The sequence below is a fragment of the Sphingobacterium tabacisoli genome, assembly GCF_017908035.1.
GTDB lineage: Bacteria > Bacteroidota > Bacteroidia > Sphingobacteriales > Sphingobacteriaceae > Sphingobacterium > Sphingobacterium tabacisoli.
The window spans coordinates 1,097,989-1,113,695 of sequence record NZ_JAEQMU010000001.1; the positions used below are offsets into that span (position 1 = coordinate 1,097,989).

Annotated in this window: 13 protein-coding genes; 8 read left to right on the top strand and 5 right to left on the bottom strand. The window is 38.5% G+C overall.

Annotated elements, in window-relative coordinates; all coding sequences use genetic code 11:
* Nucleotides 1–72: 72 nt before the first annotated feature.
* The 6 genes from JKG64_RS04580 to JKG64_RS04605 all read left to right on the top strand — a co-directional run bounded on the left by JKG64_RS04580 (nucleotide 73) and on the right by JKG64_RS04605 (nucleotide 9,562).
* Nucleotides 73–2,814: a TrlF family AAA-like ATPase gene (locus JKG64_RS04580; protein ID WP_210353152.1), complete on the top strand. Its 2,742-nt coding sequence runs from the start codon at nucleotides 73–75 to the stop codon at nucleotides 2,812–2,814.
* A 46-nt stretch (nucleotides 2,815–2,860) separates the two neighbouring features.
* Nucleotides 2,861–5,332 carry an McrB family protein gene (locus JKG64_RS04585; RefSeq protein ID WP_210353153.1) on the top strand — a complete coding sequence of 824 codons (2,472 nt, stop codon included), beginning with the start codon at nucleotides 2,861–2,863 and terminating at the stop codon, nucleotides 5,330–5,332.
* Complete coding sequence (locus JKG64_RS04590) at nucleotides 5,319–6,560, top strand: McrC family protein (RefSeq protein WP_210353154.1); 1,242 nt, start codon at nucleotides 5,319–5,321, stop codon at nucleotides 6,558–6,560. Before JKG64_RS04585 ends, JKG64_RS04590 begins: the two co-directional genes overlap by 14 nt.
* Before the next feature lie 139 nt (nucleotides 6,561–6,699).
* On the top strand, nucleotides 6,700–7,062 hold the full coding sequence (locus tag JKG64_RS04595) for a hypothetical protein (protein ID WP_210353155.1): 363 nt from the start codon (nucleotides 6,700–6,702) through the stop codon (nucleotides 7,060–7,062).
* Between the two features lie 16 nt (nucleotides 7,063–7,078).
* The gene (locus JKG64_RS04600; RefSeq protein ID WP_246512476.1) at nucleotides 7,079–8,452 is read left to right on the top strand and encodes a DNA cytosine methyltransferase; all 1,374 of its coding nucleotides are present in this window, start codon (nucleotides 7,079–7,081) and stop codon (nucleotides 8,450–8,452) included.
* A gap of 3 nt (nucleotides 8,453–8,455) precedes the next feature.
* Nucleotides 8,456–9,562 carry an HpaII family restriction endonuclease gene (locus JKG64_RS04605; RefSeq protein WP_210353156.1) on the top strand — a complete coding sequence of 369 codons (1,107 nt, stop codon included), beginning with the start codon at nucleotides 8,456–8,458 and terminating at the stop codon, nucleotides 9,560–9,562.
* A 227-nt stretch (nucleotides 9,563–9,789) separates the two neighbouring features.
* On the opposite strand, the gene JKG64_RS04610 is transcribed toward JKG64_RS04605, so the two are convergent.
* A complete protein-coding gene (locus tag JKG64_RS04610; RefSeq protein WP_210353157.1) occupies nucleotides 9,790–10,443 on the bottom strand; it encodes an HNH endonuclease in 654 nt (217 codons plus the stop codon).
* Nucleotides 10,444–10,445: 2 nt separating this feature from the next.
* On the bottom strand, nucleotides 10,446–10,655 hold the full coding sequence (locus JKG64_RS04615; RefSeq protein WP_210353158.1) for a helix-turn-helix domain-containing protein: 210 nt from the start codon (nucleotides 10,653–10,655) through the stop codon (nucleotides 10,446–10,448).
* 254 nt (nucleotides 10,656–10,909) lie between these two features.
* Between JKG64_RS04615 and JKG64_RS04620 the strand changes: the two genes are divergently transcribed.
* Together JKG64_RS04620 and JKG64_RS04625 are read left to right on the top strand one after the other, a co-directional pair.
* A complete protein-coding gene (locus JKG64_RS04620; RefSeq protein WP_210353159.1) occupies nucleotides 10,910–11,392 on the top strand; it encodes a very short patch repair endonuclease in 483 nt (160 codons plus the stop codon).
* Nucleotides 11,393–11,445: 53 nt separating this feature from the next.
* Nucleotides 11,446–11,754 carry a hypothetical protein gene (locus tag JKG64_RS04625; protein WP_210353160.1) on the top strand — a complete coding sequence of 103 codons (309 nt, stop codon included), beginning with the start codon at nucleotides 11,446–11,448 and terminating at the stop codon, nucleotides 11,752–11,754.
* A gap of 527 nt (nucleotides 11,755–12,281) precedes the next feature.
* On the opposite strand, the gene JKG64_RS04630 is transcribed toward JKG64_RS04625, so the two are convergent.
* The 3 genes from JKG64_RS04630 to JKG64_RS04640 are packed head-to-tail and all read right to left on the bottom strand — an operon-like array spanning nucleotide 12,282 to nucleotide 15,700.
* The gene (locus tag JKG64_RS04630) at nucleotides 12,282–12,749 is read right to left on the bottom strand and encodes a protein-disulfide reductase DsbD domain-containing protein (RefSeq protein WP_210353161.1); all 468 of its coding nucleotides are present in this window, start codon (nucleotides 12,747–12,749) and stop codon (nucleotides 12,282–12,284) included.
* The gene (locus JKG64_RS04635) at nucleotides 12,742–14,295 is read right to left on the bottom strand and encodes an FG-GAP repeat domain-containing protein (RefSeq protein ID WP_210353162.1); all 1,554 of its coding nucleotides are present in this window, start codon (nucleotides 14,293–14,295) and stop codon (nucleotides 12,742–12,744) included. Before JKG64_RS04635 ends, JKG64_RS04630 begins: the two co-directional genes overlap by 8 nt.
* A 28-nt stretch (nucleotides 14,296–14,323) precedes the next feature.
* Nucleotides 14,324–15,700, bottom strand: coding sequence for a RagB/SusD family nutrient uptake outer membrane protein (locus JKG64_RS04640; RefSeq protein WP_210353163.1), 1,377 nt, complete (start codon nucleotides 15,698–15,700; stop codon nucleotides 14,324–14,326).
* Nucleotides 15,701–15,707 lie beyond the last annotated feature (7 nt).

A 15,707-nucleotide genomic window follows, 5' to 3' on the forward strand; every position in this document is an offset into this window, starting at 1 on the left:
TTAAACTATCAAACATTCTTTCTTGAGAATAACTTTCCTGAAAGATGATAGGAAGGAAAAAAAAGAAAATAAATGCAAAATTTAATACACGGTGCAAAATGGTGGAAATTTGATTTTCATAACCACACACCAGCCTCAAACGACTTTGGAAAAGGTGACGCTGCTCATAAGGCAATCACTCCCGAAAACTGGTTACTTATGTATATGAGGGCAGAAATAGACTGCGTTGCAATTACTGACCACAATTCAGGTGAGTGGATTGACAAATTGAAAACAGCATTAGATGCTATGGAAGCTGCTGAAACAAAACCAACAGGTTACAGAAAATTATATTTATTTCCTGGAGTTGAAATTACGGCCTCTGGCAACACTCATATACTTGCCTTATTTGATATTTCAGCTGAGACAAAAAAAATACAAGCTCTTCTAGGTTCCGTTGGTTTCCCTTCTGATCAATTTGGAACTTCTGATGCAGTTACAGAAAAATCTGTTGAGGTAGTAATAAATGAAATTCACAAAGCAGGTGGAATTGCAATTCCTGCCCATATAGACAAAGTATGTGGCTTGTTTGTAAATCAATCAGGCTATACTTTAAAACAAACTTTGGCGGTTGAAGGACTACTAGCAATTGAGTTAATAGACAAGACTTTCGCAAAGCCAGATGTTTACTCACAATCAAAACTTCAATTAGCAGAAGTAGTTGGAACAGATAGTCATACTTCGGAACATGTTGGGACTAATTACACCTGGATTAAAATGGGTGAGCCGTCTTTAGACGCGCTAAAGCTTGCGTTACATGACAGAGATGACGGAATCATTAGAATGGATGAAATTACGATTGACCCAAACTCAATTTCCAATAGATATTTTATAAAATCACTTACAGTGAAGGGAGGATTTAAAGCGGGAAATGGAGCGCCACTAAAAACAGATTTTAGTCCTTGGCTTAATTCTGTAATTGGTGGTAGAGGTTCAGGGAAATCAACCATCATCAATTATCTAAGAATTGCTTTCGCACGAATAGACGAAATGCCACACGAAGTTCAATCCGAATTTAACAAGTTTAATCAAGTTGGTAAAAAGAATGGCACAGGAATGCTGCGTAACGACACAATCATTGAAGTTGAAATTTTTAAAGACGGTCAATTATATTTGATCAAATGGAATTGTTTTACACATACGCTACAAGAATTTGACAGTTCAACGAAAAGTTGGAATGCACCAATAACAGTTTCAAATATCAAAGAGCTCTTTCCTATTCAAGTTTTTAATCAAAAAGAACTATATGCTTTAACAGGAAACCCATCAAAACTTATTGAATTAATTGATTCTCAATTTGACAAACCTGCTTGGGACGAAGCAAAAGAACTACTAGTAAATAAATGGCTTTCTAATCGTGCTCAAAGAAGACAACTAAAAAATGCAATTTCAGAGGAAACAAATATCAGAGCTCAACTAAATGCAGTAAATAGTAAAATCATGTTGTTTGAAAGTTCAAAATATAAAGAAACATTAAACAACTTCAATAAACTTACCGCGACAAATAAATTTTTCACGAATATTAACTTAACTGTTTCAGGATTTGAGACGCAACTTCAGCAATTGCTACAGACTGTTCCGAGAATTGAAATTCCTGAAAATATCTCTGATACTGTTACAAATGATTCATCGAATTTCATAGAAGAACTTAATTCTGCACTTGAGGGAGCAAAAGCAAAACTTATAGAGGCTATTTCTATAATGGAACCCTACAATGAAAATCTTCAAGAACATTTAAATGCTCTCTCTTGGTTTCAACTATTTGAAGCTGCAAAACAAACTTATGCGGATATTGCTTTCAGTATTCAAGAGTTAGGAACTGAAAATTACGAAACATTAATTCAACGTAGAACGACACTAACTGAAAAACTTAGTTCAATAGAATCCCAAAAAGCAGAACTTACTGTTCTTAATTCAACACTTGGCGAACTTTACAGATCCATTATTAACCATGAAAAGGAATTAAGAGTAAAACGAAATGAAATCATTTCACGGTGGAAAGCATTTGAAGATGTGAATAATCCATTTCTGATAATAGAGCTACAACCAATGGCGAATGTTGAAAATGCAAATTCAACATTTAGAGAATTACTTAGGAAATCGGGAGGTGAATTTTCAAATGATATTTATACTATTAATGAGGAAAATGGGCAAACCTCAGGTATGATTGCAAGAATTATAAATGCTGATGAAGCAACAAGATGGCAAACAAGAAAAACTGAAATTGAAGAGTTTATTTCTTCGACAGAAGCTGACAAGAAAAATCTGGATATGCGCCTAGCAAAACACCTGGATGCTTTGAAACAGAATACACCAGAGGACATTGACCGCATTCTTCTTTGGGTTCCCGAAGATAAACTCATTTTAAAATTCAAGAAGCAAGGAAAAGAAGAGGATATTCAATCAGGTTCAGCAGGTGAGAGAACTGCGGGGATGTTGGGTTTACTTTTGGCATTAAATGACATCCCTCTAATTGTTGATCAACCTGAAGATGATTTAGACACCAAACTAATTTCAAATTTTGTTGTTGAGGGGTTCAAAAAACTAAAGAAAAAAAGACAATTAGTGATTGTTACCCACAATCCAAATATCGCTGTCAACGCAAATTCTGACAACGTTATTCATATGGACTTTGTTAATGGACAGGTCGTAACGGCTGGTAATGATGCATTACAAGATAAAGATATAAGAAATGCTGTTTGTGAAGTAATGGAAGGAGGCAGAGATGCGCTGAATAAAAGATACTATCGAATATCTAAAGCTCTGAGAAACTAAAAGTCAAGTAACATTTTTTCAAAAAGATTTTAAATCAATAATTAGCATGCACGTTACCAATTCAGATAAAATAAACACACTGTTACAAAACGACGAGTTTAAATCAATTCGTGACTCCGAGGAGTTCTACTTCCAAAAAGGACAGGATAAGCTGAAAGAATGGCTCAATCTTGACCTAAGTCCAACAATACTAAATGAACTTTCTTTGTTGGCAAAAGATTACAAGAATTTTAAAGTAGTGTGTGAAGAAAGAGCAGATCTCAAACCAATAGCACAATTGTTGTATTCAATAATAGCATATTGTGACTCAAAAGCGTTAGATAAAGACCTACTAAACGAATATCCGGATAAACGAGTAATAGCTAGAGCAAATGTCCGTATGAATGCCTGGGTTCTATACTTGATAAGCTATAAAAGTAACGGCACTGCATCAGATTCTGTTTTCAATGCTTGTATGTATTTGCTTGATCCACTAAATGAGATAAATATATTAAGTGAAAACCATCGAAATCAGATATCTAAGAACGTACTCCAAAAAGAGTATAACAAAGAAACTTTTGTAAAACAAATCATTCATTTCTTTGATGAATACGATTTTAAACTCAAAAATGAACTCAATAAGACTCATCTCATAGTACGAATATTATATACTTTCCAATCTGACTGGCTGGATGAAATTGTTGGGTTAATGGCAGCAGATAGTACTGGATGGCAAGAAGATTTCGTTAATGATTCTGAGTCATATCAGGGTTTGGTAGTATGGAATAGTAAAAAACCTACTGGCAGAGACAGCACACTAAAAGCCTTGCGGGATTTAATCCTCGACAATGGGAGCTTTCCACTGTATTATTCTTCTAAAGGAAGTGTTGTTTTTAAGGCTATAATAAAAGATTTCGCAGTCGACCAAAATACTCTGAAAAAGTGGGGTAATCTTAACAAGAAAACTATCTATGCCTACCAGCAAAAATTTGATAGATATAAAGATAATAATAAGTCTGCCAAAATTCTTTTTTTAGCGGAAAGTATCGAGCGGGTATCACCCATTCCTGTTTCGGAATTTGAGTTTTTCAAGGCATCTCCCCCAAGGCAAGACAACATAAGCCCTCTTAAAAGTGAACCTGAAAACATCTCTATTTTAGTCAACCCTTCCTCTCACAAAACAGATGACATGAAAGACGAAAACGAAAGATCTGCTCCTCTAAACCAAATACTCTTTGGCCCTCCAGGAACAGGTAAAACATACCACACCATCAACAAAGCATTAGAAATTTTGGAGTATGATTTTAACGGAAAGAGCAGAAAGGAAATCAAAGAAGAATTTGAAAAGAGAGTAAAGCGCGGGCAGATTGTATTTACAACGTTCCATCAAAGCTTAAGCTATGAAGATTTTATTGAAGGATTGAAACCAATTGCACCAAAAAAAGAAGGTTATCCAATAAGCTATAAGGTAGTAGACGGGACATTCAAGCAGATGTGTGTGAACACTTTACCTTTTAGTATTGGAGACGACATCAATGGTTACATTGTAGAATCAATTTCAAAAGAGAACGTAACATTTATCAAAAAGAAAAGTGGTTACTTGCTGCCTGTATCCTTAAGATTACTATATGCGCTCAAAAAGTACTTTGACGATAAACACCAGCCTTATACTTCATCTGTGAATCTTACAGATGAAGAGAAAGTTATGTATCCAGAACTTGAACCTTTTCTGATTAATGGTTACAAAACCATAATCCCCTTCGCACTAGAAGCACTTTCAATTGTGAAGGAAACCGACATACCGAAAGTGCTTATCATCGACGAAATAAATCGAGGAAACGTATCTCAAATATTTGGTGAGCTGATAACTTTGATTGAACAAGACAAGAGATTAGGCGGTTCGGAAGAGCTGACTGTTACATTACCATATAGTAAAGATTCTTTTGGTGTACCGAATAATCTTTACATAATCGGCACAATGAATACGGCTGATCGTAGTGTAGAAGCTTTAGATTCTGCTTTACGGAGACGCTTCGTCTTTGAGGAAATGACTCCCAAACCGGATAGAATAGCAGAAATAAGAAGTAAAAAGGGACTTGAGGCACAAATTGGTGGTATTGATCTGGGTATACTTTTGGCAACTATTAATAGTCGTATTGAAAAACTACTGGACAAAGATCATGCTATAGGACATAGCTATTTCTTGAACTGCGTAGACATAGAAGATCTAAAGAACACATTTTACAAGAACATCATTCCATTGCTACAAGAATATTTTTACGGAGATTACGCAAAGATAGGTCTTGTTTTGGGATCGGGCTTCGTTAAATTACGAGAAGATAAAGATGTAACATTTGCTGCTTTCGACCATGAAAACTTAGATATGTTTAATGAAAGAAAACTTTATGAGATAGTGGATTACAGAAGTAACAATAGGCAAAGCTTTCAAGTAAAGGGCAAATCTCAAGATCTCTCGTTTGAACTTGCAACAGGCCTTTTACTCGGCAAAGAAATCAGCGTTTCTAATGAAGAAGGATAAGAATAGGTATACTGTCTTTGAGCATGAGGCTTTGTATGTGCATCGCGGAGAACAAAAGCTCTCGGATGCACAACTAAAGGCTTTCCAACTTTTTTATAAGGAACGGGACTTCCCTTACTACTCTCTGGTGCACAATGGTATCCGATTTTGTGAGTATGTAGGGGTTATTAAAGTCGGCAACCTAACGATAGAGGTATTACCTAAAGCGGATAAAAGTAACGGTGAGGAACACTGGCGTAGCATACTTATCGATATGATGCGATCGACGGGCCTATTCCATCCGGATTCACCAAGTTATTCCAGTTTGAAAGTAAAGAATTCAACGATATTGGATATGTACCTAGAATTATTTGCCACCGAGGTGGAAAGATTGATGCACCAAGGTCTGATAAAAAAATATAGAAAAACACAATCAAATAGTACTGCACTGAAAGGCAAACTGCTAATAGGCAAACAGGTTACACTGAATGCTGTCCACCAGGAACACTTTTATATAGAGCACACTGTATATGACAAGGAACACCTGCTGCACCAGATCCTATCTAAGGCTTTGACAACTGTCGTAAAAATAGGGACTGCCTCACACTTAATATCGCGATATAAAAGGGTATTATTGGACTTTCCAGAGCAAAGAGATATCAAGGTAAATGAATCGCTATTTGATAAAATAAAGTATGACCGAAAATCGCAGTCTTATCAAACTGCTGTGGATATCGCTAAAATAATTCTGTTAAATTTTCACCCTGATCTAAGCCAAGGTAGCTCCCATGTTTTGGCACTCATGTTTGACATGAATGCGCTATGGGAGAAATTTGTGTTAAGAAGTCTACAGCGAAATGCTCCGGATGGACTGGAGGTATCTGGCCAAGTTTCAAAAGATTTCTGGACTCCAGAAACGGGGTATACGAAAAAGATACGACCGGATATCGTGATTCGGAAAAATAATGAAGCTGTCGCTGTATTGGATACTAAGTGGAAGAACATTGGTGATGCAAACCCATCCGATGATGACCTGAGACAGTTATACGCTTATAGTAGGTATCACAACAATGTTCCCTCCTATTTGGTTTACCCCGGAAATGAAAATAAATCGCTGAGCGGAATGTACAGTAGAGCCTTTGTAGGTGATGCTCAAACTCCCGGTGGTGTTATTAAACTAAAGGTGCACAGTGGGAAAAGGGATGGCATGGAATTACTCAACCAAAATATTTCAGCTATTCTCTTCTAAACAGAATAGCTGATAAAACTTTTCAAGGGCTTTTGTACGCACGGTCCAAACACCCTTCATCAAATTAAACTCAAAACTATTTTTTTATACCGAAAATTACTAATATATTTAGTTTTTAATTTCAAAAAAAACTAAATATATGAACAATACAAGAACTGCTCTTAAATCAACTATTGTTGATTTGGTGTCTCTAGTAAGTGGTCTGCTTACTATTGGAAGTGTATTAAAGAAGGCTACCAAAATACTTCCCAGAGGAAATTTTAATCCAAAATTGAATAAAACTCTTAAAATGATTTCATGGTGTTTGACGTTAATTGCCTTAATCGCTTCGATTGTAATAGCGCCATTTATTTTTTATTTAGGGATGCTTCTAGATGTGAATGCATATCTAACCTTATTAATAGCGGTATCAATCCCTACTGCGGTTATAGTACCGACAGTATTACAAGCTAAAGAAGATAAAATATTAACAGCATTTGTCCATCAGGACTTAACCAAATAAATAGCCAGATATCATTATGGATTTTCAAGATTCGCACCAACAGAATAGCACGAACGCTTTAGTGTCTTCTCAAAAATACCTATCTTGCAACGACCCGAACGAAGAAGAAGGAAGTAGCGAAAAAATGGAATTTAAGGAGAATATATCACTGGCTTATTTGACAGAAAGACGCAGCAAAGTAAACCCTGCTGACCCTGAAGATTATAGAGAATCTGCATTGACACACTATTTGCATAACAATAAAAATGGCGTGTCTGCTTATTTTAAAGATGATGCTGTAGCGTATACACAAGCTGTACTGCAGAACCGCTATCAGCCGATGGAGATTAGCGTGGAACTGGCGCAAAAGGCGTTGCAGACGAATCTATTTGAAAGCATTGATACACCGTTTGTTCCGATCAAGAATCCAAAATTTCAGTTTATCGATCTTTTTGCGGGCATAGGTGGTTTCCGTCTGGCATTTCAGAACCTAGGGGGCAAATGTGTCTTCACCAGCGAATGGGACAAGGAAGCAAAGCGGACTTATCTCACAAACTTTGGCGAACTGCCTTTTGGTGATATCACTAAGGAGAAAACCAAATCTTTCATCCCGAACGGATTTGATGTGCTATGTGCAGGCTTTCCGTGTCAGGCATTCTCTATTGCAGGTAAACGGGGTGGATTTGAAGATACGAGAGGTACACTGTTTTTTGACGTTGCGGAGATCATCCGCAGGAAACAACCGAAAGCATTTTTTCTTGAAAATGTAAAGGGACTGCGCAGTCACGATAAAGGAAAGACGCTGGAAACGATACTCAATGTACTACGTAATGACTTGGGCTACTATGTACCAGATCCACAGATCTTGAATGCAAGAGATTTTGGAGTACCACAGAACAGAGAACGCATTTTTATTGTGGGCTTTCACAAAGAAACGGGAATTGAATCTTTCCAATACCCTAAGCCTTTAGACAGAAAGATCTCTTTTGCTGATGTAAAGGAGCGTGATGTGGTACCTACTCGATATTATCTGTCGACTCAATACTTAAAGACGCTTGAAGAACATAAAGCCCGCCATGCAGGGAAAGGTAATGGTTTTGGTTATGAGGTAATCCCGGATGATGCAATCGCAAATGCTGTGGTATGTGGCGGTATGGGACGCGAGCGTAACCTGGTGTATGATGATAGGATCACGGACTTCACTCCTACTACAAAAATTAAAGGTGAGGTAAACCGTGAAGGGATCCGTAAGATGACACCGCGTGAATGGGCAAGACTTCAAGGATTCCCGGATGAATTTATCATCCCGGTAGCTGACGCTTCGGCTTATAAACAGTTTGGAAACTCGGTTGCTGTACCTGCTATACAGGCTACAGCAAAACAGATATTGAAAACACTTAATCTGATCTAAGTTATGGCGGAAGAGAAGAAATTGACGGGGAATAAAGGGGAATGGAGTGAGGTATATACGTTATTGAAGTTATTAGGTGATAATAAGGTTTATGCTGGTGATAGTAATTTAAAGAAGATCACTGAAATCGTTTACCCTATTTTATCGATATTGCGAAACGAGAATGGTAAGGATATCACATATAACATCGTAGACAAAAAGATAGATGTAATTCTCAATTCAAAAGTAACTTCGGTCTTAGCATCAGATTTCCTTAATAAATCAAATGAGCTTTTACTTGAAATCAAAAAGCAACCAAAGACCTTCAGTGTTCCGAGCGTTCAATCATTCTTAGATAAAATTCATTGTAGGTCATTAAAAGCTAAATCGACAGTCAAGTCAGATATAACAATTAAAATTCATGATTTCAGAACTGGTTTAACTCCCATTTTGGGTTTCAGTATTAAGTCAGATCTAGGAGAAGCTCCGACTTTGTTTAACAGTAACAAATCAACTAATTTTTCATATTCTATAAACAACATTACCCTTAGTCCCTCTGAAATAGACGCTATAAACTCCATGGTACTCCAGCGAGGAAGTAAAACTATACAAAATGTACGAGGCCGCTTACAAAGCCTGATAAATAAGGGTGCTATTATATCTTTTTCAGATGTAAAAAAAAATAAGTTTAAAAATAATCTAATGATGATTGACAGTAACCTGCCAAACATATTAGCATCTTCAATTTACAAATATTTCACTTCAAATCTCTCGAAATCGACTGAGCTTATACACTTCTTAGAACAGGATAATCCTTTAAATTTCGATCTTTCTCTAAGTCACCCCTTTTACTCATATAAATACAAACGATTTCTAAATGACGTTGCATTAGGGATGTTGCCTAGTAAAATTTGGACAGGAGAATTTGATGCAACAGGAGGCTATTTAATTGTAAGAGAAGATGGAGAAGTTATATGTTATCATATCTATAATAGGAATGAATTTGAAGATTACCTGTTTAAGAATACAAAATTCGAAACTCCAAGTGCTTCGAAACATGATTTCGGGTACATTTATGTAGAAAACAACCAGTTATATATAGATTTAAATCTACAGATTAGATTCTTGTAGAAGAGTTCATAGTCCTATGTCCCCCTCAGTAACAGCGCTAACCGCAAATATTGATGCAATAACACAAAACAGACTAGTTTTCTGCTGACTTGGCATGTGGCCGGGCTGTTCTCTGTGATGTAGCTTTTAACACACGAACAGAGGAGCTAACCCCTGAAGATATCTGTAAAATAACACCGTGTCACCGGGCAAGACTCTGGGGATGCCTAGATGAACAATTAAGCTTTCTAATTTGCAATATAGACATAATACCCGTCTGGGTAATTGTCCTCTTTGCGAATCCAAACAATGTTTAATTTAAGTTTGTTTTTAATAGCTCTAATGGTTCTTGTCCAATCACGTATACCTGCTATGCCTTGTAAAATACTTGGAGGAAACTTTTTATTCGGTGAATTTTCAAAAAGCACTTTCAATCTATTATATCCATTAATTTGATTATATACAAGTCTCATTACTTCTGGATCAAAGTCATCCTTAAAAAAGTTTCTTTTTGCTAAATTGCATTCATTACATAACGTCCATAAATTTGAGTCATCATTACCTCCCCCCCAATCAAGCGGGATTTTATGATCAACATGTAATTTTACATTATCTGACACCCCTTTACCACAGGATTGACATCGATGTCCATCTCTATGTCTTATTCTATATTTATCTTTAGAAGAAAGTCCATCTCTTACAGATTTACTTATCAACTCATTAATCAAAATGATATTATATCCATTTACATCATTTTCATAATCTATTATAGCATCTTGTTTTAATTGTCTAAGAACCCTAGCCCATTCGCTAATCTTACCAACGGCACGCAGTTCTTCGGTAGAATAAATTCTAAGTCCATTATTACTTATATAATGATATAAATCTTTTCTAGCACTCATTATTATAAATTTTTTAATAGACTTTCGATTGACAAATCAAATGCTTTAGCTAACTTTTCAATTATAACTAATGAAACATTTCTTTTGCCCCCCTCTATGCTCTGAATATAAGTTCTATCAACTTCCGCTATTAGTGCAAGTCCCTCTTGTGATATTCCTTTTTGCTGTCTTATCTCTTTTACTCTTAATCCAAATTTTTCCTTTATATCCATAATGCAAATTCAGAAAATGTAGACAATCAAACAACGGACAATAGTCAACAATTAAAACCAGTCGATCTAGTATATAACTAGATATTGGCGAAATTGCTGTCTAAGGAAGAAATTGAAAGTTTATTCTCTTTAATAACCACAGCATTTTATATTTCTTTTTTTATAATTTCGTAATTATAAAATGCCGTTGTAATAATGGAATCAACGAAACCTATTTTGTCTATAAAAAATTAAAAAAGCAATAACTTTGGATAATGAGCAGGTACGATGATGATGTTGACAGAATAGCAGTTCCTAGATTTGAGGAATCCGCGGGCTTCTATACCTCCAAGCAGCGCAGCTATAATATGTCTCGTATCAAAGGTAAGAACTCCAAGCCTGAGATGATCCTACGCAAGGCGCTATGGTCTAAAAATATCCGGTTCCGCCTGCACGACAAGTCTCTGCCCGGCCGACCTGATATCGTAATCAAAAAGTATAAACTGGCAATATTCGTGGATGGGGAGTTCTGGCATGGCTTCGACTGGAAGACCAACCGCGAGCGCATCAAATCCAACCGTCTATTCTGGATACCTAAGATCGAACGCAATATGCAGAAGGATGAACGGGTAAACCGTGCCCTACGGGATATGGACTATACGGTATTCCGATTCTGGTCACAGGATGTACTGAAGAAGCTCCCGATGGTGCTGAACCAGATCGAATTGTTCTTGGAAACGAGAAAGTTGTATCCGTAAGATTTTTATAAAACTAATATTTTTAGTATATTCGTTTTATAAATCTTAAAGTTATGAACGAATCTTTGATACAACGGGACTCGGATTGGCGGTATCAGTTATCAGAGCTGATTGACGAAAAGTTACTAGAACAAGTCAACAGCATGTCCCGACCGGAACTAATCGAATGGCTGGCATGGAATGACCGCAACGGCTTATTCTTGGATGAAGACGCTATCGCCGAAGGCTATCCCCCACTTACAGAACAAGAAGCTAGAATGTGTGTATACGGAGTTATCATGCGGGATGAACCAGAATGGGATAGTTATATGGGTGAAGTATACCTACGTGATCTGGATCTGGCTGTGGATGTAAGTAGGTGACAGCTCCTCCTTTATCTTTGAACATATATACTACAGGTCATCTGTACAATAATAGTCTATATTGTAAAAGCGTATAGAAATCTATATGAACCCAGCTAATATGTTTGTGCATGATTTTTTAGTATCTTAGGAAGAATAAGGATAAAAAGAATATGGATAGACGTAGGATTTTAATCTTCTTGGTCTTGATTTTTCTGCTACTAATAGTGGGCTATGTTATTCCATTTCAAGATCTGGTAATACCGGCATGGAATACGTTGATAATCCCAGCGGTGGTAGTAAGAACAATAATAACCCTTATTATCCTTCTTTTATTAGGGGCTTATGCTTACTTCTCGATAAAGAAGATTTCAAAAAAGTAGAGCAAAAGAATATGTGAATGTAACCTTTAGGTTGTTTATGACTTTCGGATATACTATCGGCATGGGAATTGTTACTATATCGGTATTCATAGGTAAATAATTGGTTGGTTAAAATCCCTGAAGCTCCTCGCTCCAGGGATTTTTTTGTTTTATCAGTTTAGAAAGTTACTTCTCTAACAATACTTCAAACCGCTCTGTTGTCGGAGGAAGACAAGACTGCGCATCACAAGCTTGGTATTGCACTGTCCCGCGGATGATCGGCTTGGTAACACCCGCTACCTTTTCCACTAGAACCCGCTGCTTAAAAACATTACCTAAACCCTTATAGACAGTGTATTCTTCATGATATATAGGGTCGGGTAATCGCACATTTCCGATCAACTTCATCCCTTTAGGCAATAAAAAGCCAATGTGGAATGCCGTCATCCCTTTTACTTCGTTGTCCGCATCTGCAGCATAGACATACCATCCTTCGTCTACATCGACTCGGATCAAGAGCTCTACCGTATCGCCCACAGTGACTTGTTTGGGTTGTTGTATACTTATTTTTAAAGGTGCATATTCTTGCGCTGAAATGGTCGTCATCGTCAAAATAAGGCTCAAGGAACACCATGCGTTAAACCACTTAGCCATTGCCCTTCTCCTTTCCCAATAGTACATAGATATACCCTTGATGGACCAAATCCTCATATTTTGGCTTCTTATTATTGGCTTTGTTGATATGATGCTTATTTATCTGTGCGATATCATCGTCCGTGAGTTTGTATTTGGTCTGAAAAAGATGCAGCTCGCGTTCGGCTTTTTGGCGCTCATTTGTATCTTTTGTATGTCCCAGTAACGATCTGAGGTCGTAGATCGTCTGCAGATCCTCGCTGTTGATCTTTTTGGTCGCGGCAATCGCGTCTAGCTGCTGAGCTGCCGAGGCATAATCGCGCGCTCTGTTTTCTTTGACACGCTTGGACATAAGCCCCGGGTTTGATTTATAGATCTGCGTATCCCACTCCCAGGTCCACGAAAGATCATGGTCAAAGATGCCGGCCCGAGTCGCTACGCTAGTCCCTATAATCAGATCATTTATGCCGTCATTGTTCCAGTCGGCTACATTGACATGCATCCAAGACCCGGGGAATGACTTTTCGCCATTCTTGGCTTTAAACAAAGGTACTCCCGGCTCGAAACGGATACCTTCTTTGGTCTTTATGCCCTTAAAGAAGGTGACTGCTACACTTCCTCCTTCCAGATGCATGTCGCTGACCAGCAGGTCCAACTGCCCGTCATTGTCCCAGTCTACAATACAGGGGATCATCGCATCGCCGCCATAGGGTCTTCCTGCCTGATTATCTTTAACCTTGCCCGTACCATTAGAAACCGTGAGCGGCCTGCCCGAGGTATCTAACAGCAGCTGCCGACGGCCAAACTCGGGAACATGCTTCTTGCCTATGTTTTTACTGATCCTCAGGGTACTGCCCCCGGTAACCATATCGGCCAATCCGTCACCATCTAAATCGCCAAATGCAGCAGATGAATACTGCCAGTAAAACCAATTCTCGGGATCATCCCAAGATACCTTGTGGCTAGAGGGCCGTCTACCCAGCATATTATCACCAAATTGTGGTACATGCTGCCCATGCATAAAGCCCTCTTCGCTGCCTCTAAACCAATTGATAAGGCCGGGATCATATTGCCCCGTCAGGATGTCATCATAACCATCATTATCCAGATCGATTATTCTTGGCGTAAATCCCATACAGCACCAGGTAAAAATAGATAGTGGCGTACCATTCTGATAGGCCCTGCCCGGCATTAAATAGGTATACGTATCCGAGAAGGCGGGGCGCTCGGCGGTCCCTATATTTTTATAGACCCGCAGGTAGCTTCCTACTGCCACAGGGATTTCCTTTTCGCCCATACTATTAAACTCTCCAATTAGCAGATCTTTGCGCCCGTCCTTGTCGACATCGTAAAATGCGGGCGATGCCCATCCATTTCCTTCGCCCATGACAGGTTTATCTACTCCCATGATCAATTGCGGGGCAGTCAATCGTGGTGCGCCCGCAATATCCATAAATACCAACTCCGGAAAGACGGTGGCGTCTTGCGCATATGTAACTTGCCAAACCAAAGGCAATAGCAAAGCTATAGCACCCTTTAGGGCACTTCTTTTAAAATATATTTGCATAACTATTCTGTTCTTTTTATTGATTGATTTAATACCCCGTACTCTGCGGGTTAAGTTTTGGATTTAATAAGAGCTCCTTTTCGGGCAAGGGCCAATTTGCATGGTAGCTTTTCCAATTGGGTTTAACGCCTTTCAGATCATCCAGTCGGTTGAAACGCTTCAATGTTAAAAAGCGAAGTCCCATCTCCGCGAAAAACTCGCGTCTATTTTCTAAAAGAATCTCTTCCAGAAGACTATTTTGGTCTATAGGTTCTTCCAGTAATGAAATAGCTGCCTTCTGTCGGATCGCATTGATGTAAGGCAGGGCCTCGCCGATCTTCCCTTGCTGAGCCAGTACCTCGGCCAGAAGCAGGTACACCTCGTCCAGTCTAAAAACAATGGAGTACTCGGTATTATTGTCCACGCGGTTTTTATACTTGTATACACCATACCAGGCTTCTGAATTGATCGGCACCTCCACGATCCAGTTTTTGCGACGCTTATCGTTGGTCGAAAACACACTGATCAGATCTGGTGACACGGTATAATTGGCCGATAAAGCATTAGAAAAAATGTATTGTAGTGCTTCTTTGGTGATGTTGCCCGGTAGTTTGGGTTTGAGCTGCCAAAGGATGTGCTTTCCATCTTTTAGGAATGTTTTGGATAGGTCCTTTTCAAGCTGGTATAGTGGCGACTTTATAATGTCTTGGAACAATACCTCAGCCTCGGCATATTTATGCTGTAGTGCAAGTACTTTGGCCAGCATGATCTCTGCAACTTTGCGGTTTGGAAATATTCTTTCTGCACTTCTATAGTCGTCGCTTAATAATGCGCCGGCGGTTTCCAAATCAGCAGCCAGCTTGTCCAAAAGTTGATCGGAGCTTGTCTTTGCCATTTGCCTATTGATGGTGTAATCGGTCTGGGTTACGAAAGGAATGTCGCCATAGACCTGCTGCAGATAGAAATACAAAATAGACCTGAGCAATAGTGCCTCTCCTTTGATCCAGTTTTTGTCCTTATCGGCCAATGTAGTCGAAGCCTCTGTCCCTTCTATTATCGCATTGGCCGTATATACAAGCTGATAAGCACTCGTCCAATAGGAAAGTACCTTTGGATTGGCAGCTATCTGCTGATTGCCATAGATTTCGGGGAGCCCCGAATTACTGACCGATACATTAAACGTCATATCATCTGTATACACCCCCATAAGGCTTCCGGTCTGATCCCCAGCTAATGGAGACGATTCAAAAAGGCTCGCATACAGACCTGCTAACGCCGCTGTTGCTGTTTTGGTATTTTCAAAAACCTCCTTTTTGTAAATCTGATTAACGGGTTTTTCTACTTCGATCAGCCCTTCACATGACAGCAGGCTCAATAGGGTAAAAGTACCCATACACAGTAGTGCTGCTATATTTTTGATTTGCATGAGTTTC

Bases quoted from the DNA above. Each gene is read 5' to 3' on its own strand.
- JKG64_RS04635 (WP_210353162.1), bottom strand. From the start codon at position 14,295: ATGCAAATATATTTTAAAAGAAGTGCCCTAAAGGGTGCTATAGCTTTG.
- JKG64_RS04610 (WP_210353157.1), bottom strand. From the start codon at position 10,443: ATGAGTGCTAGAAAAGATTTATATCATTATATAAGTAATAATGGACTT.
- JKG64_RS04640 (WP_210353163.1), bottom strand. From the start codon at position 15,700: ATGCAAATCAAAAATATAGCAGCACTACTGTGTATGGGTACTTTTACC.
- JKG64_RS04625 (WP_210353160.1), top strand. From the start codon at position 11,446: ATGAACGAATCTTTGATACAACGGGACTCGGATTGGCGGTATCAGTTA.
- JKG64_RS04630 (WP_210353161.1), bottom strand. From the start codon at position 12,749: ATGGCTAAGTGGTTTAACGCATGGTGTTCCTTGAGCCTTATTTTGACG.
- JKG64_RS04595 (WP_210353155.1), top strand. From the start codon at position 6,700: ATGAACAATACAAGAACTGCTCTTAAATCAACTATTGTTGATTTGGTG.
- JKG64_RS04590 (WP_210353154.1), top strand. From the start codon at position 5,319: ATGAAGAAGGATAAGAATAGGTATACTGTCTTTGAGCATGAGGCTTTG.
- JKG64_RS04620 (WP_210353159.1), top strand. From the start codon at position 10,910: ATGAGCAGGTACGATGATGATGTTGACAGAATAGCAGTTCCTAGATTT.
- JKG64_RS04580 (WP_210353152.1), top strand. From the start codon at position 73: ATGCAAAATTTAATACACGGTGCAAAATGGTGGAAATTTGATTTTCAT.
- JKG64_RS04615 (WP_210353158.1), bottom strand. From the start codon at position 10,655: ATGGATATAAAGGAAAAATTTGGATTAAGAGTAAAAGAGATAAGACAG.
- JKG64_RS04600 (WP_246512476.1), top strand. From the start codon at position 7,079: ATGGATTTTCAAGATTCGCACCAACAGAATAGCACGAACGCTTTAGTG.
- JKG64_RS04585 (WP_210353153.1), top strand. From the start codon at position 2,861: ATGCACGTTACCAATTCAGATAAAATAAACACACTGTTACAAAACGAC.
- JKG64_RS04605 (WP_210353156.1), top strand. From the start codon at position 8,456: ATGGCGGAAGAGAAGAAATTGACGGGGAATAAAGGGGAATGGAGTGAG.